Annotated in this window: 12 protein-coding genes; 3 read left to right on the top strand and 9 right to left on the bottom strand. The window is 73.2% G+C overall.

Features of this window, described 5'->3' with window-relative positions; all coding sequences use genetic code 11:
• Window positions 1-7: 7 nt before the first annotated feature.
• Genes AB0H75_RS27985 through AB0H75_RS27960 form a run of 6 tightly spaced genes read right to left on the bottom strand, consistent with a single transcriptional unit; the run spans window position 8 to window position 13735 of the window.
• On the bottom strand, window positions 8-1777 hold the full coding sequence (locus AB0H75_RS27985; RefSeq protein WP_367801117.1) for a hypothetical protein: 1770 nt from the start codon (window positions 1775-1777) through the stop codon (window positions 8-10).
• The gene (locus tag AB0H75_RS27980; protein ID WP_367801116.1) at window positions 1770-6116 is read right to left on the bottom strand and encodes a DUF6603 domain-containing protein; all 4347 of its coding nucleotides are present in this window, start codon (window positions 6114-6116) and stop codon (window positions 1770-1772) included. Before AB0H75_RS27980 ends, AB0H75_RS27985 begins: the two co-directional genes overlap by 8 nt.
• Window positions 6116-7420, bottom strand: a complete 1305-nt coding sequence (locus AB0H75_RS27975) for a ComEC/Rec2 family competence protein (protein WP_367801114.1) — start codon at window positions 7418-7420, stop codon at window positions 6116-6118. Before AB0H75_RS27975 ends, AB0H75_RS27980 begins: the two co-directional genes overlap by 1 nt.
• Window positions 7421-7422: 2 nt before the next feature.
• Entirely contained in the window at window positions 7423-10206 is a 2784-nt protein-coding gene (locus AB0H75_RS27970) for a LamG-like jellyroll fold domain-containing protein (protein ID WP_367801112.1), read from the bottom strand.
• Window positions 10203-10376: a hypothetical protein gene (locus tag AB0H75_RS27965; protein ID WP_367801110.1), complete on the bottom strand. Its 174-nt coding sequence runs from the start codon at window positions 10374-10376 to the stop codon at window positions 10203-10205. The genes AB0H75_RS27970 and AB0H75_RS27965 overlap by 4 nt, the downstream gene beginning before the upstream one ends.
• 11 nt (window positions 10377-10387) lie before the next feature.
• On the bottom strand, window positions 10388-13735 hold the full coding sequence (locus AB0H75_RS27960; protein ID WP_367801108.1) for a hypothetical protein: 3348 nt from the start codon (window positions 13733-13735) through the stop codon (window positions 10388-10390).
• Window positions 13736-14128: 393 nt separating this feature from the next.
• On the opposite strand from AB0H75_RS27960, the gene AB0H75_RS27955 reads away from it, so the two are divergent.
• Complete coding sequence (locus AB0H75_RS27955) at window positions 14129-16471, top strand: polysaccharide lyase 8 family protein (RefSeq protein WP_367801106.1); 2343 nt, start codon at window positions 14129-14131, stop codon at window positions 16469-16471.
• A 274-nt stretch (window positions 16472-16745) separates the two neighbouring features.
• Entirely contained in the window at window positions 16746-18812 is a 2067-nt protein-coding gene (locus AB0H75_RS27950; protein ID WP_367801104.1) for a family 43 glycosylhydrolase, read from the top strand.
• Between the two features lie 27 nt (window positions 18813-18839).
• Here the strand turns inward: AB0H75_RS27950 and AB0H75_RS27945 are convergent, their stop codons facing one another.
• Together AB0H75_RS27945 and AB0H75_RS27940 are read right to left on the bottom strand one after the other, a co-directional pair.
• A complete protein-coding gene (locus AB0H75_RS27945; protein ID WP_367801102.1) occupies window positions 18840-19859 on the bottom strand; it encodes a LacI family DNA-binding transcriptional regulator in 1020 nt (339 codons plus the stop codon).
• Between the two features lie 80 nt (window positions 19860-19939).
• Window positions 19940-21091, bottom strand: a complete 1152-nt coding sequence (locus tag AB0H75_RS27940) for a glutamate--cysteine ligase (protein ID WP_367801100.1) — start codon at window positions 21089-21091, stop codon at window positions 19940-19942.
• A 256-nt stretch (window positions 21092-21347) separates the two neighbouring features.
• On the opposite strand from AB0H75_RS27940, the gene AB0H75_RS27935 reads away from it, so the two are divergent.
• A complete protein-coding gene (locus AB0H75_RS27935; RefSeq protein ID WP_367801098.1) occupies window positions 21348-21932 on the top strand; it encodes a hemerythrin domain-containing protein in 585 nt (194 codons plus the stop codon).
• A gap of 32 nt (window positions 21933-21964) precedes the next feature.
• Here the strand turns inward: AB0H75_RS27935 and AB0H75_RS27930 are convergent, their stop codons facing one another.
• The gene (locus AB0H75_RS27930) at window positions 21965-22207 is read right to left on the bottom strand and encodes a hypothetical protein (RefSeq protein WP_367801096.1); all 243 of its coding nucleotides are present in this window, start codon (window positions 22205-22207) and stop codon (window positions 21965-21967) included.
• Window positions 22208-22280 lie beyond the last annotated feature (73 nt).

Here is a 22280-nt window from a genome sequence, read left to right as displayed (position 1 = left end):
GCAGCCGTCAGGAGGGCGGCGGCGGGGCGGCGCGGAGGTAGGTGACGCGGTCGGCGGTCTCGATCATCTGGCGGGCGAACTGGGCGGAGCCGAACGTGTCCGCCGGGTCGGCCAGGGCGGTGGCCATCTCGGCGGCGAGCGCGGCGACGGGGATCGTGGAGCGAGGCCCGAGCGGGCGCGAGGGCAACGACGGGCCGGGGTCGCCGGTGCCGGTGCGCAGCGTCTTGGCGTACTCGCCCGGCACGCGGCCCGCCTCGACGGCGAAGTGCTGGGACTCCGGGCGCCGGCACAGGTCGAAGCGGCTCATGACGCCCTCGAAGAGGCACACCATGATGGTGGGGGCCAGGCGCTCGGCGCGCAGCAGCGGCAGCGGCTGGTCCGCGGCGTCCGTGGCGTACGCCTCGACCAGCAGGTCCGGGTAGCCGGAGACCAGCTCGGAGCGGATGAGGGCGCCGCTCGCCTCCGGCGGCTCCACCGGGAGCGGGGACGCCTGGTCGGCCTCGGCGTCGGCGGCGGTGATGCGGCCGACGCTGGAGGCCCCGTCGAGGAGCGCGGCCACCCAGGACCGGTCGAGCTGGAAGAAGCGGACGGTCTCGACGGGGAGCAGCCGCTCGTCGGGGATCAGGTAACGCAGCGGGACCCCGCGCAGCACGGCCAGATCCTGGAGCAGGGCCAGCGCGCCGGCCGGCGGGGTGTCGTCGATGGGGGCCACCGCCAGCGGGTGGCCGGCCGGGTCGGTGCGCTTGCTGAGCTGGGCGCGGCGCCGTTTCCAGCCGTACAGGGCGGTCGCGGTGGCGGTGTGCTGCAGGGTGATCAGCCGGCCGAGCTGCCAGGCGGCGGCGTAGCCGGTCTCGAACATGCCGGCGTCCGGGTGGTAGCGCAGCAGCCGGTCGGAGGTGCGCACGACCGGCGGCGGGTCGCCGGACAGCGCTCCGGTGACGAGCGGCCCCCGGTACCAGGAGACGGTCCGCCCGCCCTGGCGCAGCCGGTGCCGGACCGGCACCTGCCCCTGGGCGAGGAAGGCGTCGGCGCCGGGGTCGCCGCTGTCGGGCAGCCGGAACGGGCTGCCCTCGCCGGCCAGCGCCGCCGCGAGCCCGGCGAAGGTCTGCGCGTCGTCGTCGCAGGCGAACGTCCAGCTCGCCAGCGTGACGAGCGGCACCGGGCCGTCGCCGTCCCCCAGGACGAACCCGGAGGCGTCGTAGCGGCCCTCCACCGAGACCAGGTGCGCGGTGCTGGACGTGCCGGCCGCGGGCAGCCGCCGGGACATCACCACGGCGCGGTCGCCGTCGCCGGTCCTGCGGACGTGCGCGAGGTAGGGCAGGTCGGCCACCGGCGGCATCAGGCCGGCCAGCAGGTCGCGCGGCACGTCGATGACGTTCACCGGGTCGTCGGCGCTCTGGTGCGGCGGCTCGGGCGCCGCGAACGGCAGCGTGCCCAGCGCGGCGGTCCGCTGCGCGGGCTGCTCGTCGCCGCTGAACACCAGCAGGACCAGCCACGGCAGCCCCGGCCCGGCCCCGGACTCGCGTTCCCACGGCAGCGTGGCCCGGTTCAGCACGAGGTGCGGGAGCACCAGCGCGTGGTCGCCGAGGCTGCCGGCCGGCGGGAAGACCGCGCCGATCAGGTCCGGCGCCAGGGTGAACCGCTCCCCGGCGACCTGGAACGTGCGGGTCGTCGTCCAGCTCCCGGTGTTCAGATCGACGTCCTGGGTGAGGACGACGGTGTAGTCGCCGGACTCCAGCCCGGGAACGATGTCGCTGAGGAAGGTCAGCTCAGACATGGGCCACCTGCGGTGCCTCCAGGAAGTCGGCGGCGCTGAGGCCGCGCAGGTCGACGGGGACGCCGGGCAGCAGCTTGCCGGCGATCGCGGCACGCGCCGGCGCGCCCTGCCCGGTGTCCAGCGGCTGCCCGGTGGCGGTGAAGGCCGGCAGCGCGGCCCAGTCGAAGGCGTCCTGCTCGACGGAGACCGGGGTGGCCTGGGTGAGCGCCCCGGCGGGCAGGGACGCGGGGTGGGCGGCCTCGACGGGCGGCGCGGCGGTGATCACGTATCCGGTGAGCAGCCCGGCCACGAGGGACGGCTTGGCCAGCGAGGGCGTCAGCTCCCCGCCCCACAGGGCGGCGGGCAGGTCCTTGGTCACCGGCGTGAAGACGAACGACGCCTCGGCGGGCGCGCCGTCCCGGGTGATCGTGATCGTGTGGGTCGAGGCGAACCCGCCCGCGATCCCGCACGGCGCGATCCCGAACGGCGTCCCGCCGGGCAGCGCGGCCGTGCGCGCCAGGCCGGCGGTGGCCGGGATCGCGGAGTCGGTGACGAGCGCCAGCTCCAGCGGGTTGACGACGCCGAGATCGTCGTCGGAGCCCGGCAGCACGCCGCCGCCCCGCAGCACGATCGTCGTCATCCCGGCGGCCGGGGGGAGCTGCACGTCGCGGAACCGGTCCCAGGGCAGCGGCTGGGGCGCGGCGCTGTGCTGGTCGCCGAACCTGATCGTGATGGACACGATGTCGAGGTCCAGCGTGGCCTGCCCGCCGAACTCCGGCCCCCAGAACGACACGTCGGTGCCGACGTGCACGCTGATCGTGTGCCGGCCGAAGAACGTGAAGCTGTAGCGGGCGCCGACGCTGATGTGCAGGGACACCTCGTAGTGGTAGGGCTGCCAGGCGATGAGCAGGTCCAGGCCGGCGTCGAACCAGGCGGTCAGCGAGCCGTCCTGCCAGGTCGCGGAGAGGCTGCCGCCGGCCATCAGCGCGACGGGCGTCAGCGCGTAGTAGGCGCTGCCCTTGAGCGTGAGCTGCTCCGAGACCTGCCAGTTGAAGCCGAGCCGGGGCACCGAGGGGTAGTGGGCGGGGACGGCGAAGTGCGGGTGGTAGCCGCCGACGGTCAGCACGAAGTCGCCGCTGTGCTCCTCCCCGAACCAGGTGACGAAGGCGAAGCCGCCGGTCAGCCGGCAGTCCCGGGACAGCAGGTAGGAGCCCGGGGTGAGCTGGGCGAGCAGCGAGAAGTAGCCGTCGCCGGGGGCGAAGGACGCCTTGAGCGCGAGCTGGAGCTGCGCGACGGGCGTGACGTCGCCGCGCGCCTCGTCCGGCGCGGGCAGGACCAGGGTGGACAGCCCGAGGACGTCGAACTCGCACCGCTGCCCGAACCCGACGGTCAGCAGCAGGAACGAGTCGATCATCTTGAACGAGGTGAAGCGCACGCCGATCGCCAGGAAGTAGTCGCCGGGCGAGGGCGGGATCACGTCCGCGAGCCGGTGCAGCTCGCCGGGCAGGTCGGACGGCGGCAGCGTGCCGAGCGCCTCGGCGACGAGCGGGAAGTCCGCCACGGCCGACACGTCGGGCGCGACGAGCCGCCGGTCGTAGCCGAAGCCGGCGGCCAGCCCGGTCACGTAGAAGAACGCGGGCCCGCCGATCGGGTGGTCGAGGAAGGCGTAGACGAACAACGAGGGGCCGTCGGGGAGCTGGGCGTAGGAGCCGAGCGCGCCGACGCTGAACGCCTCGGTCTCGATGACCGCCTTGCCGTTGTAGGAGGGGTAGCTCTTGCCCTCGTAGGTGAGGGTGTCCTTGAGGAAGGCGCCGCTGATCTGCACCGGCCCCTCGGCGTAGTCGACGCCGAGGCCGGCCAGGTCGAAGGAGGGCAGCGCGAGGGGATCGTCGAGCGCCAGCGCGGCCGACAGCCCGGTCAGCGCGAGGGTCAGCCCGCCCACGGACAGCGCCGCGTCCACCAGCACCGCCAGCGTGGCCGGCCTGCCGCTCTGGTGCAGGTAGGAGATGCCCACCCGCTCCACGTGCAGCGGCCCGATCGAGAGCTCGATCTTGCGCCACACCACGTTGTCGCCGCTTTGCGCCAGAGCGGGGGCCGGCCCGGAGGCCGGGGGCCGCGCCGGCGCCACCGGCAGGCTCATCGGGGCCTCCAGCGCGCCGAGCCGTAGCCGGCCGTCGAAGGTGAACCCCTCGGGCAGGTCCTGGTCGGGCAGCGGCGCGACCGCGGCGGGCAGCAGGCCGTTCAGCGTCGCCACGGCGTCCTCGGGCATCGCCGCGGTCGTGACGATCACCCGCAGCGGATCCATCCCCATGACCTGGTCGCCGTGCAGCAGGGCGCCGGCGACGGGCAGCCCGGCCAGGTCGATCGTGGCCGTCAGGCCCACCATGAGCACGCGCGCGCCGGCGGCGGAGCCGAGGACGACCTCGCCGATGCCGACGACGAGGGCGCCGGGCACCAGGGCGGCCAGGCCGGAGGAGATCGCCCCGGCCAGCTCGTCGATCCCCGGCACGGCGTCGCCGTCCCCCGCGGTGTAGCTGGCGGCGTACGAGGTGGCCCCCTGGTCGCCGGCGAGGTGCAGGTCGAAGTCGAGGAGGATGTCGCTCCAGCCCGGCTCGCGGACGGTGGGGATCCTGACGGTGAGCAGGCCGTCCAGGCTGCGGGCGGCGGTGTCGATCGTGAGGGTCAGGTCGAGGTCGACGTCGTCGATCGGGAAGGCCGCCTCGGCGGTGGCGACGAGCCGGCCCTGCGCGGTGGAGATCTCGGCGGCGAGCCGCTCGATCGTCAGGGCGGCGAGCGGCTCGGGGAGGGTGAAGTCGCCGTACTCGCTGCTCAGCTCGGCGAGGAACGGGCCGATCGCGATGGCCTGCGGGCCGCCGGTCTGCCCGCTGAAGGTCCAGCCGGTGCCGGTCGCGTAGTCCGCGTACAGGAAGACCTCCACGCCGCCGACGAGCAGGGTGCCCCTGGCGCGGAAGGTGACGGTCGCGCCGTAGTCGATCTGCACGCCGGCCTCGTACAGGCTCAGGGAGCCGGTGATCGGCCACTCGCCGGACAGGTCGAGCTGGGCGCTGAAGGAGAAGGGCTGGTCGCCGTCGGCGAGCGCCCCCCACAGCTCGAACCGGTCGACCTCGACGTCCGGCAGGTGCCCGGCGTCCTGGCCGGTGAGGTCGGTGTAGACCTCGCGGATCATGAGGGGGTCGTCGCCGTCGCGCAGGTACGCCGCCAGCGCCTTGGTGGCGAAGTCCACCTCCGCCACGAGCGTGCCGTACTCGCCGAACGCGATCAGGCCGCTGAGCGTGCCGCGCAGCTTCGGGCCGCCCAGCGGGTCGTCCACCCGGAACAGCACGTCGATCGCCTGGAGCTCGACGCCCTGGGCGATGGTCCACTCCTCCTGGGTCCGCAGCTCCAGGACCGCGTAGCCGATGGTGAGCTGGGGCGTGACCGCCAGCGTGATGTCGGTGACCGTCACCGGGGCGGTGATCGTGACGTCCATCGGGATCGTCAGGCCGTCGTCGCCCTGCCCGGCGAAGCCGCTGACGTCGGCGAGGTCCATGGCGGGCACCCCGTCGAAGATCCCGCGCAGGAGCAGGTCGGCGTCCCATCCGGACAGCTCGGCGCAGAAGGCGATCTGCTGCGCCTGGCCGGCGATCCGGAACGGCACCGAGGTGGTGACGAGCAGCCGCGCGACGACGTCCAGGTCGGCCAGGACGGAGTTGTAGTCGGGCAGCGCCAGCAGCGAGTAACGCCGCTCGGTCAGCGTCACCAGGCCGAGGTCCAGCTCGGGGGAGGTGCCGCTGCTCAGCAGGATGCGCGGCACGGTGGTCATCGGGACGGTGACCTCGGGGGGCGGCGTGACGATCCCGAGGATGCCGGTCAGCGTGTGGGAGGTCCCGGAGAACAGCAGGTCCAGCGCGGCCAGCCGGGTCGTGATCACCAGGGTGCCGGTGAAGGCGTACGGGATCTGCCCGGCGTCGTCGGGCGGGGTGGCCGAGTCGAAGGTGAGGGCCACGTCGGTGAAGGCGCAGTCCGCCCAGATCGTGCCGGCCAGCACGGGGAAGGCGGACAGCGGGCTCCACGGGCCCGGGGCGGTGGCGGTGAGGAGCACGGCGGTGTCGGCCGGGCCGGCGGTGAGCTCGGCGGTGACGGCCAGCCCGTCCAGGACGCCGCCGGAGCCGGTGCCGGTGACCCGCACGCCGCCGTCCGTCTCGGCGCGCGTCGCGCCGGTGAGCACGAGCGACCCGCCGGGCAGCAACGGGGCCAGGTACGCGGTGAGTGCCGCCGAGCCGAGCGCGGAGACCGGCAGGTCGAACCCGGTGCCGGTGAGCTGGGCCAGGGCCTTGAGCTGGCCGGGGGTGAGCGCCATCACAGACCTGGCCGCGGGGTGGCGGGCGGGACGATGATCTGGACGCCCTTGGTGGAGCAGCCGGTGGTGAACACGCCCTCCTCGACCTGCTTCTCCACCACGTCCCCCGCGTCCGGCCAGGCCGAGACCGTGTGCTTGGGGTACTTGCCGCGGCCGGAGGCGTTCAGCCGGATCTGGTACCGGTCGATGACCTGCCAGCTGGGCAGGCGGTGGGCGTCCAGCCCCTTCTTCCCGGCGCTCACGGTCGCCTGCCGCACCGGGTCGACGGCGTCGACGAAGAACTGCCCGGTCGAGGTCCGGTTGCTGCCGTGGTGCCCGGCGGTGGTGTAGTCCACGTTCTTGATCTTGGCGGCCCGCTGGTTGACCAGGTAGCGCTCGGTGCTGCGGGTGGCGTCGCCGAGCAGCAGGAAGCTCTTGTCGTAGACCTCCACCAGGGTGACCAGGCTGGCCCGGTTGGTGCCGTCGTCCTTGTCGTCCTCGTAGTCGTACTGCACCATCCCGGCCAGTATGGTGATCTTGCATGCGCCCTTCTCGTAGAGGACGACCAGCCCGCCGCCGTCGCCGTCCAGCTTCTCCTCCTCGGGCGTGCCGGAGCTGGGGATGGTGCCGCCGGCCAGCCTGGTGTAGCCGATGGCCGTCTTCACCTTCTTCGTGACGCGGCTCTTGCCCTTCTTCTCCGAGATCTCCCGCTCGGCCTGGTCGGCGGAGAGCTCCACCCGGCGGCAGAGGTCGTCGTACCCCTCGACCCGGTTCAGCCACCCGCCCTTCGCGTACTCCTTGCGCTCGTCGCTGTGGTAGACCGTCCGGGGGATGGCGGTCTGCGGGAGGAGCTGCGCGAGCTGGTTGTAGTGGTCCTTGTCCGGGTGGGTGAGGATCACCACGTCGATCCGCGGATAGTTGAGCAGGTACTCCTTGCTCTCCAGGACGTCCGCCGCCATCGCGGCGAAGTCGGCCGGGGCCTGCTCGCTGTCGTTGGTGCCGCAGTCGACGAGCACGACGCGGCCCTCGGGCGTGCACATGATGGTGCAGTCGCCGGCGCCCATCCTGAGGTGGGTCAGCCGGAACGTCCCGTCGCCCCGGCTGCCGGCCGGCGGCGGCGGGCCGCCCGCCGGATGGAGCGCCGCCCACTCCGCGTCCCGGGCGGCGCGGTCATCGTTGGCCTTCTTGATCCTGCTCTGTAACGCCTGGGTGTTCTTCTTGTCGAGCGCCGTCTCCACGGGCAGCTTGGGCGTCTTGTTGCTCATGAGGTCCTTGGTGTCGGACCCGTCGTCGTCGGCAGTGCGCTTGCGGGGGTTCTTGGGCATGGTCACCACCTCGGGTTGTCGATGCGCCAGACACCCTGGCTGATCGTCCCCTTGGGACGCCAGGTCCAGACGTAACGACGGTCGTCGTCGTACGGGTGGTAGTCGGCGGCGTAGGCGTACTCGTCCTGGTAGGCGTTGTAGAGATCGAACTGGAGCTGCCCGGCGGCCAGCTTGAGCAGGACCTGCAGCTCGTGCTCGCCGATCACCGTGCCGCCGATCCGCAACTGGCCGAAGGTGCCGGTCCCGCTGCTGCTGACGGAGGAGAACTGGCCCAGCCCGCCGTGCACGTCGGCCATGTCCTCGCTGCCGAAGTCGCCGTTCTGGAACCAGAACCCGTCGGGGGCGACCTCGATCCGGTAGGAGAAGTGGCCGCTGTGGCCGAACCTGATGACCGGATGGGTGACCTGCGTGCCGGTGGTGTCGTCCTGGAAGAGGTCGAGGAAGAGCAGCCGCCCGGCGGCGGCGCCGTCCCGGCTCTCGCGCCGCAGCTGCAGGTGCTTGTCGGTGCTGCTGACGGTGAGCCGGCCCTCGCCCGCGTGGGTCTGGCCGGTGTTGGGGCCGACGGTCACCTGGTTGCCGGTCGGGTTGAGCGCCATCGGGCCGTTCTGCGACTGGACCCACGAGTAGGCCGCGTTGTGGCCGAGGCGCAGGCCGGGGCCGGTGGCGGCGGAGATGACCAGGGCGGGCGGGCCGGTGGGCTCCTGGTCGTCGGACAGGATGTGCATCTTGCCCTGCGGGGTGCCGCTGCCGACGGCGACCCAGTTGCCGTTCGGGTTGAGCGCCAGCGGCCCGGTGGACGACTGGATCCAGCCCGTGGCGGTGCCCTGGCCGATCTGCACCTTGGCGCCGCTCTGGCTGCCGACCCACAGGGCCGCCGCGTCGCCGGGGTTCTGCGTGCCGCTGGTCAGCACGTGGAGCTGGGCGGCCGGCAGGCCGTCGCCGACACCGACGTGGTAGCCGCCGTACGGGTTGATCGAGAGCGGGGCCGGGCCGTGCGACTGGATCCACGCCCGGTCGGACTGCCGGCCGAGCCGGACCGAGGTGGTGTTCAGCCAGCCGACGACCAGCGACCCGTCGGTGGGCGGCGACTCGGGCGCGCCCACGTGGAGCTGCGCCTGCGGGGGGGCGACGCCGATCCCGACCCCGGTCGAGGTGGTGATCAGCAGGGAACGCTCCACCGGGACGGTCATGAGGCCGTCGGCGAACCCGGGGACGTTGCGGTAGTCGACGACGATCGGGGCGTGGCCCTCGGAGGGCAGCGCGACGATGTTCCCCATCGTCAGCTCGATCGCCTCGCCGGGGGCCAGCACGGTGTCCGACCTGGGGGTGACGGTCCACATCGCCTGCTGGCCGAGCGGCTCGGGCTGGACGTTCCAGCGGGTCGCGTCGGTGGCCGTCAGGGTGACGCCGGCGGCCTTGGCCGTGTCGGTCAGCGCCCAGGGGCGGTCCTCGTCGCTCTCCTGCACGTCGAAGGAGACGGTGAACGCCGAGACCGGGACCGCGGCGCTCAGCGCGACGCCCGTCCCGTCCCGCAGCTCGTTCGTCAGGTGCAGGGTCACCGTGCTGGCGGACGCGCCGTCCGACAGGACCCGGTCGCCGCCGACCAGCCGCAGGTCCACCGGCAGGTCCCGGCGGCCGCGGCTGTTGACGACGTCCAGGTGCCGCATCCGGGAGCCGGCCAGCTCGTCGGTCTCCCCCGAGTAGTGCAGCCCCTGGTACGTCAGCTCGACCCTGGTGCCCCGGGTGCCCGCGGCGCCGTCGGCGTTCAGGCCGGTCAGCCGCAGCTCCAGGGTGGCGCCGGGGGCCAGCGGCACGGGCTTCTTCCACTGGAAGTACAGCGCGGTCTCGTCGAGCTCGGCCGACATCGCCCACGTGGACGGGTCGGCCGGCAGGACGGTCAGCCCGGCCGCGAGGGTGCCCTTGCGCAGGCGCAGCGCGAAGTGGTGGGTGGTGGCGTCCGGCGCGCCGATCTCGGGGAACTCGATCGTGTACTTCGAGGTGTTGGTCAGGCGCAGGGTCATGGCCTGCCCCGTCGCCGCCTCGTCGATGTAGAGCACGGCCTGCTGGTCGTCGTTGAGCAGGGTGAAGTCGAACGGCCTGCTGTCGAGGTCCTCGGCCGCCACCCCGTCGGCGGCCATGTCGCGGCGCAGGCCCAGCACGTCCTGGGCGTTGTCGTAGACGCGCAGGTGGGCGAGCTGGCCCGGCAGGAAACCGGTGGCGGTCCCGGTGCGGCCGAGCTGGAAGTCGCTGTCGCCGCCCTTCACGCCGCTGCCGAACGGCCCCGCGACGACCTGGACGCCGTCCAGGAACACCTGGTAGTTCTGCCCGTCGTTGGTGCAGGCGACGTGGTGCCAGGCGCCGTCGGGCACCTTGGCCGTGGACGGAGGGGTGATCGTGAGGTACCCGCCCATCCGCGCGGGATCGGCGGAGTAGGCGTGGTAGATGGTCCCGTCCGGCTGCACGCCGAGGGCCAGCGACGAGTACCGGCCGTCCTGCCGGTAGTCGGCGCGCCAGAAGATCCCGACGACGTCGGTACGGTCTCCCGGCCGCAGCTTCACCCAGGCCGAGATGGTGTAGGTGGTGAGCCGCAGCTTCGGGTCGCCGCCGGGCAGCGTGGCGTAGTCGGCCACGCCGTCGAACTGCACGCAGCCGCCGAGCGTGGCGTCCAGGACGCCGATCGGGTGGCCGCTGAAGGTCGCGTCGAAGTGGTTCGGTGAGGCGTCGGCGGCCGTTCCCTGCGCGGTGGAGGCGTCCAGCGGCAGGTGAACGAGGAGGGTGGGGCTCACGCGGTCTCCTCCCGCGCTTCCGCGAGGTTCGGGCGGAGCTGGGTCTGGGCCTGCTCCTGGATCGTGCCGATCAGCTCGTAGACCTGGACGTAGGGGAGCCGGCCGAGCGCGTCGAGGACGGCGTTGGCCTCCGCGACCGTGAGCGACAGGCTGATCTGCTGCTGGTCCATCGTTGCTTCCTCTACTGGGGGTCGGGGGCGGGGGTGCGGGTCAGCCAGCCTTCGCGCAGCGTCGCCGCCGCCGGGAAGGCCGCGTCGGCGCGGGCGGCGGGCACCGTGGTGTCGGTCCAGGCCGAGGTGGGATCCTGCTCGCGCCAGACCCACACCTGGCCCGCCTCGTCCGGGAGCGGCATCGAGGGGGCGTCGTCGTCGGTGAGGACGGGCGCGGTGAAGAAGGCCACGCGCAGGCCGGTCATGGCGGCGCGGTAGTGGGCGGACGGGATCTGGGCGGTCTTGACCGGCAGGATCCCGGAGGTGACGTGCACCGGCGCGCGCGGATCGACCAGCAGGGTGAGCCGGATCGGCGGGCCGTCGAGCGACGTGGCCAGGACGGGGTCGGAGGTGATCAGCTCCAGGTCGCCCGACACGCCGTCGTCGTCCTCGGTCCAGTAGCCGGCCAGGCCGTCGTCGAGCAGGTCCGGCGCGCCGATCCGGAGCGGGAGCAGGACCTCGGGGAAGGAGCTGGACTCCCGCACCCCGCGCTGCATGTCCTGCCGGAACACGTTCCAGTCCTGGTGGACGGCGGGCAGGCCCATGAGCTGGAGATCGAGCTCGGCCCGGACCACGGCCAGCGGCCGGACCGAGAGCGGGCTGTCGCCGTAGTCCTCCGGCTCGATCCGGTCCAGGGCGGCGCCGAGCCCGGCGACCAGGCCGGCGACGCCGTCCGCGCCGAGCTGCCGGAGCCGGGCGGCGACCGCGCGCAGGTGCGCGTTGCCGATGTCGTCCGGCGTGGTCGAGGTGCCGGGCGCCGGCCGCCACCTGGCCAGGAGCGGGTCGTCCGGCTGGGCGACGGCTTCGACCAGGCCGAGGGCGGTGCCGTCCGCGGCGTGGAGTGCCAGGCCGGCGTCGAGGTCGTCCGGAACGATCCAGCCGCAGATCGGCGAGGTGGCCGGCACGTCGTTCATCTCCCGCAGGTCGTGCTCGGCGTCGAGCCAGCGGAACTGGACGCGGGACGGCTGCGCCAGCCGCGGGGCCATCGCCGCCCACGTCGGGTGCCCCGGCACCCGTAACTGGGTGGTCGTGGCGGCGCCGGTGACGTCCACGTCGCGGGAGCGGCCGAAGCTGTCGATGACGCGCAGCCTGCTCAGGCGCATCGCGCCGGCGCGGATCGGGTTGAAGTCGCTCGTCGGCTCGGGCGCGTGGTCCGTCTCGTCGCCGACGGCCACCGCGACGCGGGCGGCGAACGTCTGGTAGTCGGGGAAGCCGAGCGGGTCGGCGATGGGGAGCTGGCGGGTCAGGCGCCGCATCAGCAGGGCGTCGTCGAACCCGCCCAGCGCCTGGGACAGGTTGTCGCGCTCGTGCGCCTGGAGGTGGCGGTAGACCGCGATGAGCGTCGTGAGGCGGTCGTCGTCGCCGTGGGCGGCGTACCAGTCCAGGATCGTGCCGGGGTCGTCCTGGAACTGCTCGGGCTCGACGGTCGCGCCGGTGGCCTGGTTGTAGGGATCGACGATGGTGCCCGCGAGGTAGCGCAGCACCCGGGCGGACACGACGGATCCCGCGGTGGACGCCAGGATCGTCGTGCCGCTGTAGAGGTCGGCCCGCTGGTCGGGGATCTCGACGCCGGGGTCGGGGCACAGCTCCACCTCGCCGGGCGGCAGGGTGTAGGAGCCGGTGACGAAGCCGGTGCTGTAGTTGCGGTCGGACGGGTCCAGGTTGTCCCCGGCGGGGAAGAACTCCACCTCCCACTGGAGCAGCACCGGGTGCCACGGGTCGTGCCGCCAGGTGGTCGCGCCGAGGTCCAGCGCGGCCAGGGCCTGCTGGAGCGCCGCGGGCTGGGCCGGGTCGCCGGGCAGCACCGCGCAGGGGAGCAGGCCGTCCGGCGTGCCGGTGCCGTCGGTGCCGTACCGGTCGGAGGGGGCCGCGCGGGAGCCGGTCAGCAGCACGACGGGCTCGGCGGGCCGGTAGAACTGCGGCGCGGCGACCGGGCCGGCCCGGAACGTCGAGGCGGCGGTGGTGGTGGCGACGGCGTTGAGGTCCGCGAGGCCGGCGTCGAGCGCCTGGCGGGCGCTGTCCAGCTCGGCCGCCAGCGTGTCGGTGACCGTGGCGGTGGCCTGGGCGAGCGCGCCCAGCTCGCCGAGGATGAAGTCGCGCACGTCGTCGGGGTCGGGATAGCTGTCGTGGTCCGCCGGATCGCCGTGGTAGACGCAGAGCTGGTACTTGTACCAGTCGGCGAAGACGCGCTCGCGCCGGGAGGCCAGCTCGTCCTGGGCGCGGTCGTAGGCGTCCTGGGCGGTGTTCAGCGCGTTCAGGGCGTCGCCGACGGTGCCGGGCAGGGTCAGCAGGTCGCGGGCCTGCCGCTGCGCGGGGGTCGCGGGGCCGTCGTCGCGCAGCACCGTCCACAGCGTGCCGGACGGCAGCGCCTGGAACCCGGCGGCGTGCCGGGCCTGGGCGAGGTCGGGCCCCACGTCCAGCGGCTTGGCCTCCAGCTCGTCGGCGAACGACAGCGCCTCGATCAGGGACTCGGTCTCGTCGGGCGACAGGCCGGGGATCTCGGCGCCGAGGTGGGCGGCCAGTGCCTCGGTCGCGGTGGTGCCCACCCACACGCCGGTGTCGTCGTCGCCGCCGTCGGAGGGGACGGGGGCGGGCGCGGAAGGGGTGGGCGCGGCGGAGGCCGGGTCGAACGTCAGGCGGGCGTAGCAGATCGTGCGCTCCGGCCGGGAGGCGTCGTCGGGAACGCTCCAACCGAAGGCGGCGAGCACGTCCCGCCAGGTCTGGTCGGTGGCGCCGGCCAGCGGGTCCCGCTCCGGCCGGGAGTACCAGCCGACCACGTCGTAGCCGGCGTGCTCGGGCGGGACGCCGGTCACGTCCGGGTCGTGCAGGCCGAAGACCGTGCGGCAGTCGGGGTAGAACGCCGCGAAGGACGGCTCGCCGTACCCGATCGCGGTGAGCTCCGCCAGCCGCTCGGCCGTTGTCTCCTGCCAGCCGTCGAACGGCAGCTTCCGGCCGGTCCGCCGGAACGGCACGGGCCCGTCGGCCGGGAAGACGACGCCGTCGCCGCCGTCGCCGGGCGGGGCCAGGTAGTCGCTCTCCACGACCCACCGGGCGGTGACCGACCCGCCGGCCGTCCTGGTCACCAGCCAGCGGTCGGGCGCGGCGGGCATCCGGGGGACGCCGTCGTCCTGCTCCATCCTGGTCAGCGCGTCCGGCAGCGTCCAGTGCAGGTGGACGCCCTCCTCCAGCAGCAGGCCGCTGTCCTCGAACGGCACGGCCACCACCTGCTCGCTGACGTAGGGGGCGTCCCCTCGCACGTCGGCGCCCGTCACCGGATCGACATAGGGGAGCAGGCTGAAGTCGGCCGACGGGCCTGCCACCGCTGTGTCACGTTCCGGACAGAATGCATCGAGTTTGATCGGTACCGCGAGAACGAACCCCACCACGTGTCTCCCCGCCGCCGTTGGCCATCCCCGATCCCACCGGAGCGTAAGCGCGTCATAGATGCCATAAAAGTCCTAATTTCTCTCCCATAACATGAAAAAAACTTATTATCCAGACGCTCTGTAGTCAGGGGCTTACTTTTTCCGCGCCGGGGTGGTGGCTATTCGAGCGGGTGTTATTGAGGGTTTTCTGCCCCGCCTTTTCCGGCGGTGCCGAGCCGATCTTCCGCCGGGCTCCGGGGGCCCGCGGGACGCCGACGTCGGTGAGGGCCTTCCCTGTAGCGACATATGATCCTTTCTGATGCTTTGCCCGCTTGGTGAAAGGCCCCCATGACCCTCCCCCTCAGCCGCCGGTCCGCCCTGCTGGGCGCGGCGGTCGTGACCGGTCTCGCCGTCCTCGACGAACCGGCCGCGGCGACCGGTGCGGCGACGGGTGCGGCGGCCGGTGTGGCGACGGGTGCGGCGGCCGGGAAGGCCGCGTTCGACGCGGCGCGCCGGCGGTGGGTGAGCCTGCTGGCCGGCGACTCGTACGACCCCATCCACGCCGACAAGATGCAGGCGGTCGAACGCTCGGCCGGCGCGGTGCTGCGCAAGCTGCGGCCCGCCCCCGGCCGCCCCAGCCTGTGGCCGGACCTGCCGCTGGACGACCCCAGGACGGGCAACTTCAACCGCGCCTACAACCGCATGCGCACTCTGGCGCTGGGCTGGGCCACGCCGGGCACCGCCATGCACCGCAGCCCGCAGGTCGCCGCGACCGCGGCCGAGGCGCTGGACTTCCTGTACGAGCACGCCTACCGCGAGGGGCTCGACCGGCGGGGCAGCAACTGGTACTGGTGGGAGATCGGCGTGCCCCGCGCGCTGACCGACACCTGCGCCCTGCTCTACGACGGCCTGCCCCAGGACCGCCTCGGACGCTGGCTGCGCCCGCTGCGCCGCTGGTGCCCCGACCCGGAGCGCCGCGTCAGCCACCCCGGCGTGGTCGAGACCGGCGCCAACCGGGCGAGCAAGGCGATGGCGGTGGCGATGCGCGGCCTGCTCACCCATGACGCCCGCCTCGTCAAGCGGGCCAGGAACGCCGTCTCCGACCTGCTGCGCACGACCAAGGGCCCGGGGGACGGCTTCTACCGCGACGGCTCGTTCATCCAGCACGACGTGTACCCCTACACCGGCAGCTACGGCGTGGACTACCTGGAGAGCGTGGCCAAGCTGATCGCCATGCTCGCCCACTCGCCCTGGAAGATCCCCGACATCGGGAACATCTACGAGATCGTGGACCGCTCCTTCGTGCCGTTCATCTTCGACGGGCTGATGATGGACTGCGTGCGCGGCCGGCAGATCTCCGTGCAGGGCCACCGCGACCACCATTCGGGGCAGAAGGCGGTCGAGGCCGTCCTCACCCTGCTGGAGTCGGCGCCCGAGCGCCACGCCCGGCGCTGGCGGCCGCTGGTGAAGGGCTGGCTCACCCGCAACCAGGCCGTCCCCTACGACACGCTCGCGCCGCTGGCGAGCGTCGAGAAGGCCGGCGCCCTGCTGGCCGACCCGTCGGTGCCGGTCGGGCCGCGGACGACCGGCACGTACGTCTTCGCCGACATGGACCGGGTCGTGCACCGCCGTCCCGGCTGGGCCTTCGCGATCGCGATGAGCTCGGAGCGCATCGGCGCGGCCGAGGCCATGAACCAGGAGAACCTGCACGGCTGGTACACCGGCGACGGCATGACCTATCTCTACACCGACGATCTCACCCACTGGAGCGACGACCTGTGGCCCACGATCGACCCGTACCGGCTGCCGGGTACGACGGTGGACACCCGCGGGCGCGCCGACCTCCGGCACGGTGAGCGCCGTCTGCCGCCCACCCCGTGGGCCGGCGGCGTGGCGCTCGACGGCGAGTGCGGCGTGGCGGCCATGAAGCTGGTCGCCGGCGGCTCCTCGTTACGGGCCAAGAAGGCGTGGTTCCTGCTGGACGACGCGGTGGTCGCGCTCGGCACCGGCATCACCGCCTCCGACGGCCGCCGCGTCGAGACCGTCGTGGAGAACCGCAACACCCACGACGGGCACCCGCCGCTGTGCCGGGGCGACGGCTGGGTCCACCTGTCCGGCGTGGCCGGGTACGCGCTGCTCGACGGGGCCGAGGCGAAGGTGGTCCGCGAGCGGCGCACCGGCCGCTGGCGCGACATCGACAAGGGCGCCACCACGGGCGGAGACGACACCCCCCGCACCCGCCACTACACGACGATCCTCCTCGACCACGGCGTCGATCCACGCAGGGCGCGCTACGCCTACGCCGTGCTGCCCGGCGCCACCGCCGAGCGGACCGCCGCCTACGGCGGGCAGTTGAAGGTCCTCGCCAACAACGGGACGGTCCAGGCGATCGCCCGCGGCGACCTGCTGGCCGCCGTCTTCTGGCGCGCGGGGAGCGTCGAGACCGCGCACGGCCGGCTCGCCGCCGACGCCCCGTGCGCGCTGCTGGTCCGCCACGACGGCCGGCGGGCCAGGCTCGCGCTCGCCGACCCGTCCAGGACCGCCGACGAGGTGACGGTCCGGCTGCCCTGGAGGGTGACGTCGGTCGAGAAGGGCGACCGCGGCGTGCGCAGGGCCGGGAAGTCGGTCAGGGCGGAGGTCGGCGGCAGCCGCGGCCACGCCAGGACCGCGGTGGTGCGGGTGCGGGCCTGAAGGGCGCCAGGCGGCGGTCGCACGGCTTCCGATGGGGCCCGTAACCTACGGCGCCCTGCGGCCGCCTCGTCAAGGGAAAATCCGTGAACGTTTCACGGCCGCGCCCGCCTGTAGCTGGGATCGCCGGGTGGTGTGACGCGGGGTCTTGACGCGCGAGCGTCCCGTCGGGTTAGCTCCAGTCCCAAACCCGCCAGAATCTTAAGGCAAGATCTGGCGTACGTTTCGGAATGTTAGCGCTAACAAGACCGCGTACGACCCCCGAAGGAGCGCTCCGATGGCTGTAACAGCACGGCACCGCCGCCGGTGGGCCGCGACGATCGCGGCCCTCGTGACAACCCTCCTCGCCGGCATGACGGTCGCCCTCGACCAGCCCCCGGCCGCCGCCGCGACCGTGGACACCAACGCCTGGTACGTCCTGGTCAACCGCAACAGCGGCAAGGCCCTGGACGTCTACAACCTCTCCACCGCCGACGGCGGCCGGATCACCCAGTGGACCCGCAACGACCAGAACCAGCAGCAGTGGCAGTTCGTGGACTCCGGCGGCGGCTACTACCGCGTCAAGTCCCGCCACTCGGGCAAGGTCCTGGACGTCTACAACTTCTCCACCGCCAACGGCGGCGCGATCGTCCAGTGGGCCGACGGCAACGGCACCAACCAGCAGTGGCGCCTGGCCGACTCCGACGGCGGCTACGTCCGGCTCGTCAACCGCAACAGCAACAAGGCCCTGGAGGTGCAGGGCGCCTCCACCGCCGACGGCGCCAACATCGTGCAGTACGACGACTGGGGCGGCGCCAACCAGCAGTGGCAGCTCGTCAAGGTCAACGGTGGCGGCGACCCCGGAACCGGCACCTACACCAACCCGGTGATCTGGCAGGACTTCGCCGACGGCGACATCATCCGGGTCGGCGACGCCTACTACTACTCGGCCTCGACGATGCACTACTCGCCGGGCGCGCCGATCCTGCGCTCCTACGACCTGGTGAACTGGGAGTACGCCGGCCACTCGGTGCCCAGGCTGGACTTCGGCTCGAACGCCTACGACCTCAACGGCGGGCGCGCGTACGTCAAGGGCATCTGGGCCTCCACCCTCAACTACCGCAAGAGCAACAGCACCTACTACTGGCTGGGCTGCGTCGAGTTCAACCGCACCTACGTCTACACCGCCTCGGCGGTGGACGGCACCTGGACCAAGCGGTCGCAGATCAACAACTGCTACTACGACGCCGGCCTGCTCATCGACGACAACGACACCATGTACGTCGCCTACGGCAACACCACCATCAGCGTCGCGCAGCTCACCGCCGACGGGCTCGGCCAGGTGCGCGCCCAGCAGGTGTTCCAGACCCCGAGCAGCGTCGGCACCCTCGAAGGCTCCCGCTTCTACAAGCGCAACGGCTACTACTACATCTGGCTCACCCGCCCGGCCAACGGCCAGTACGTGCTCCGCTCCACCTCGCCGTGGGGCCCGTACGAGATGCGCCAGGTCCTGCTGAACCTGCCCGGGCCGATCTCCGGCGGCGGGGTGCCGCACCAGGGCGGCCTCGTGCAGACCCAGAACGGCGACTGGTACTACATGGCCTTCGTCGACGCCTACCCCGGCGGCCGGATGCCGGCCCTCGCGCCGATCACCTGGACCTCCGACGGCTGGCCCAGCCTGCAGACCGTCAACGGCGCCTGGGGCACCACCTACCCCAAGCCGAACATCCAGACCACCCGGACCGTGAAGCCGATGACCGGCACCGACACGTTCACCACGAGCGCGCTCGGCCCGCAGTGGGAGTGGAACCACAACCCCGACGACAGCAAGTGGTCCTCGGGCAACGGCCTGCGGCTGCAGACCGCCACCGTCACCGGCGACCTCTACGCGGCACGCAACACACTCACCCACCGCATCCAGGGGCCGAGCTCCACCGCCACCATCGAGCTCGACTACTCCACGATGCGTGACGGCGACCGGGCCGGGCTGGCCATGCTGCGCGACTCGTCGGCGTGGATCGGCGTCCGGCGCGACAACGGCGCCACCAGGGTGGTCATGACCAACGGCCTGGCCATGAACAGCAGCTGGCAGACGACCTCCACCGGCACCGAGGCCGCGAGCGCGGCCGTGTCCGGAGGCAGGATCTGGCTGCGGGCCAACGCCGACATCCGTCCCGGCTCCGGCCGGCAGGCCCGCTTCTCCTACAGCACCGACGGCACCACGTTCACGGCGCTCGGCCCGGCGTTCACGCTCAACAACGCCTGGCAGTTCTTCATGGGCTACCGCTTCGGCATCTTCAACTACGCCACCCAGGCCCTCGGCGGCTCGGTCACGGTGAGCCGCTTCGCGCTGACCACGCCATGACGCCCTAGGAACGGCCGCCGCCCCCTGTCACCGGGAACGGGGGGCGGCGGTGCTCTCGCGGAGGACCAGCTCGGTGGCCAGCTCGATGCGGCTCTGCGGCGGGGAGCCGCCGCCGGCGAGCGTCAGCAGCATGGTGGTGGCCGCGGCGGCCATCGCGGTGAGCGGCTGGCGCACCGTGGTGAGCGGCGGGATGGCCCACCGCATCGGCGGCAGGTCGTCGAACCCGATCACGCTCAGGTCCTCGGGGACGCGCAGGCCGAGCCGGCGGGCCGCGTGGTAGACGCCGATGGCCTGGCCGTCGTTGGTGGCGAAGACGGCGGTGGGCGGATCGGGCAGCTCCAGCAGGCGGAGGGCGGCCGCCATGCCGCCCTCGATGAGGAAGTCGCCGCGGACGACGAGGCCGGGGTCGGCGGGCACGCCCGCCATGTCGAGCGCGGTGCGGTAGCCGTCCAGCCGGGCCCGGCTGGACAGGGCGTAGTCGGGGCCCGTGATGATCGCGATGCGGCGGTGCCCCAGCTCCAGCAGGTGACGGGTGGCGGTGAGGCCGCCGTTCCAGTTGCCCGCGCTCACCGACGGGACACCCCTGCCGGGGTCGTCGGCCGGATCGACCAGCACGAGCGGGATCTCGCGGCGGGCCAGCTGCTCGCGCTGCGCCTCGCTCAGGCTGGAGAACACCGCGATCACCCCGATCCCGGTCGGGCGGCGGCGCAGCACCCCTTCCAGCCAGCCCTGCTCCGACTCGGGCCGCTGCAGCTCGGAGATCCCCACCGTGAGCTGGTGCTCGCGCGCCACCTTCTCGACGCCCTTGATGATCTCGATCGGGTAGTCGCCCTCCAGGGCGTGGAAGACCACCTCCACCACGCCGGCCGGCGCGGAGCGCCGCCGCTGCCTGCGGTAACCGTGGCGGCGGATCAGCTCCTCCACGGCGGCGCGCGTCTCGGGGGAGACCTCGGAGCGGCCGTTGACGACCTTGGAGACGGTGGCGGTGGAGACCCCGGCCAGCTCGGCGAGCTGTGCGATGGTCAGAGGGGACGACTCCGCGGTCATAGCCCGCAGTTTAGCCACGTGGCCACGGGGGACGCGCGCCCGCCGGCCGCCGGGATCATCCCTGGCGCCGCGACGGCCCGTCACGCCACCACGACGGGACGGGACCGCGCGGCCCGGGGAGCGGTGCGGGCCTGCCGGAGGAGCAGGGCGATCACGTCCGGCAGGTGGTGGCGGCGGCGGTGGGCGGCACGCTGGCGGGCCGCGCCGGACCCGTCGCGCCGCAGCCGGCGCAGCGCCGCGATCACCGTCGGCAGGTCGCCGTCGGCCTCCAGGGCGGGCCGCAGGTACTCCAGCAGCCGCCCCATGAGGGCCCAGGCCGGCGCCGAGCGGCCGGTGAAGGGATCGACGGCGTGGCCCTCCAGCCCGTCGCGGGCCGCGCGCCAGCAGGCCGCCTCCAGCACGCACTGCTCGACCGGAGGAGCCGGCAGCCCCGCCCGGACCTCCGCCAGCCCGGTGGTGGCCAGCGCGCGGGCCAGCGCGGCCAGCAGGACCGCCTCCTCCACCGTGGCGCAGGTGTCGGCGGCGCGGAACTCCAGGGTGGGCAGGTGGTGGGAGGGCCGTACCAGCCAGTAGACCATCGCGCGGTCCAGGATGGCGCCGGAGGCGATCAGGGACTCGACGAGGGCGTCGTAGTGCGCGGCCGAGGCGAACAGCGGGGGCGGGCCGCTGCTGGGCCAGCGCGACCACAACACCGCCCGCCAGCTCGCGTAGCCGGTGTCGGCGCCGCCGGCGATGGGGGAGTTGGCGCTGAGGGCCTGCAACAGCGGCAGCCAGGGGCGGACGTGGTTGGCGACCTGGATCGCCTCCTCCCGGTCGGGGATCCCGACGTGGACGTGGCAGCCGCACACGCCCTGGCCGTACAGCAGGGCGCGGTAGTGGCGGTGCATGTGCCGGTAGCGGGGCGCGGGCGTCAGCGGCGGCACGCCCGTGCCGCCCAGCGGGGCGGCGCCGCAGGCGATCAGGCTCGCGCCGACGGCCTCGGCGGCCCAGGCGGTGGTGGTACGCAGGTCCAGCAACTCGCGGGCGAGCGCGGACAGGTCGGTGTGGACGCCGCTGTTGGTCTCGATCTGGAACCGCGTCAGCTCGGGGACGACCTGGCCGGCCAGCGACCGGCCGACGTGGCGCAGCGCCTCCCTGGCCGCGGGCACGGTCCGGCCGGTGGCGGGATCGACGAGCAGGAACTCCTCCTCCACGCCCATGGTGAGCGGGCCGGGCCGGGATGTGTCGGGCATGAACCTCTCCTCGCTCGGGAGCCGGCGACCGGCCGCGCCCGGCGTCGCCGGAGCGGGAGTCCCGCCTGCGGCAGGGCGTCGTCGTCCTTCCACTCCTGCCCGCAGCCAAGTCCTATAAAGGAGGATTTGTCATATTTTGTATGCATTTTCTAGTGGTTGGCTGGGCCCCGGGTTTGACCCGCGCATGGTGGTCCGCCGAACCGCGGTTGGTGCGGGCCTTCCCGGGTAGCCGGGGGCGTGACGAAGGGAGACGACCATGGCGGATGAGCACACCAGGCCGGAGACGATGGAGGAGACCGACGTCATCGAGCTGCTGCTGGCCCAGCACGGCATGATCAGGAACCTGTTCGACGAGGTCGAGCAGGCGACGGCGGAGCAGCGGGCGGAGGCGTTCACCCGGCTGGTGCGGCTGCTGGCCGTGCACGAGACGGCCGAGGAGGAGATCGTCCACCCCTACGCCCGCGGCAAGATCGAAGGCGGCGCCGACGTCGTGGACGACCGCCTGGCCGAGGAGCACGAGGCCAAGGAGCTGCTCCAGCAGATGGACCAGGCCGGTCCTGAGGACCCCGACTTCCTCAAGAACCTGCTCACCCTGCGCGCGGCGGTCGAGGCGCACGCGCGCAGCGAGGAGCGCTACGAGTTCAACAAGATCGTGGCGCACACCACCGAGGCCGAGCGCCGCGCGATGGGCGCCGGCGTGAAGGCCGCCGAGGCCATGGCCCCCACGCACCCGCACCCGGGCACGGAGTCGGCGACCAAGAACGTCCTCGTCGGCACGCCGGTGGCGATGATGGACCGCGCGCGGGACGTCATCCGCCAGGCCATGGGCAAGCGCCCCTGACCCTCGGACCAGAGGCACGGCGCGCCCGGCGATCAGGTGGGCGTCGAGGGACGGTCGCGCCGCTCGCGCCGTAACCGGTGCAGCCGGTCATCGGCGTCGTCGGCGTAGCCACGGGCGGCATCGGCCCGCAGGCGGCGCAGCTCGGCGTCGCGGACGCGTCCCTGGACCTTGAGCCGGGCCAGGGCGGCGAAGGCCGCGTGACCGCGCGCTCGTTCGAGAGCCGCGCTCCCGTCCGGTCCGGACGGGGGCGGGGTGTCGTCCTCGGAGGCATCCATACCGCTATGGCGCCTCAGTACCGGCACCGCGGTCAACCGTCAGGCCCGGACTGATGAGGCCGCGCCGGCCGGG

It is taken from the genome of Nonomuraea sp. NPDC050783, from assembly GCF_040802095.1.
GTDB lineage: Bacteria > Actinomycetota > Actinomycetes > Streptosporangiales > Streptosporangiaceae > Nonomuraea.
Note: the sequence above shows the minus strand (reverse complement) of the source record. Positions and strands in the feature narration are given on the sequence as shown.

Excerpts from the sequence above, each read along its gene's own strand:
- AB0H75_RS27985 (WP_367801117.1), bottom strand. The coding sequence starts at position 1,777 with ATGTCTGAGCTGACCTTCCTCAGCGACATCGTTCCCGGGCTGGAGTCC.
- AB0H75_RS27980 (WP_367801116.1), bottom strand. The coding sequence starts at position 6,116 with ATGGCGCTCACCCCCGGCCAGCTCAAGGCCCTGGCCCAGCTCACCGGC.
- AB0H75_RS27975 (WP_367801114.1), bottom strand. The coding sequence starts at position 7,420 with ATGCCCAAGAACCCCCGCAAGCGCACTGCCGACGACGACGGGTCCGAC.
- AB0H75_RS27965 (WP_367801110.1), bottom strand. The coding sequence starts at position 10,376 with ATGGACCAGCAGCAGATCAGCCTGTCGCTCACGGTCGCGGAGGCCAAC.
- AB0H75_RS27955 (WP_367801106.1), top strand. The coding sequence starts at position 14,129 with ATGACCCTCCCCCTCAGCCGCCGGTCCGCCCTGCTGGGCGCGGCGGTC.
- AB0H75_RS27950 (WP_367801104.1), top strand. The coding sequence starts at position 16,746 with ATGGCTGTAACAGCACGGCACCGCCGCCGGTGGGCCGCGACGATCGCG.
- AB0H75_RS27945 (WP_367801102.1), bottom strand. The coding sequence starts at position 19,859 with ATGACCGCGGAGTCGTCCCCTCTGACCATCGCACAGCTCGCCGAGCTG.
- AB0H75_RS27940 (WP_367801100.1), bottom strand. The coding sequence starts at position 21,091 with ATGCCCGACACATCCCGGCCCGGCCCGCTCACCATGGGCGTGGAGGAG.
- AB0H75_RS27935 (WP_367801098.1), top strand. The coding sequence starts at position 21,348 with ATGGCGGATGAGCACACCAGGCCGGAGACGATGGAGGAGACCGACGTC.
- AB0H75_RS27930 (WP_367801096.1), bottom strand. The coding sequence starts at position 22,207 with ATGGATGCCTCCGAGGACGACACCCCGCCCCCGTCCGGACCGGACGGG.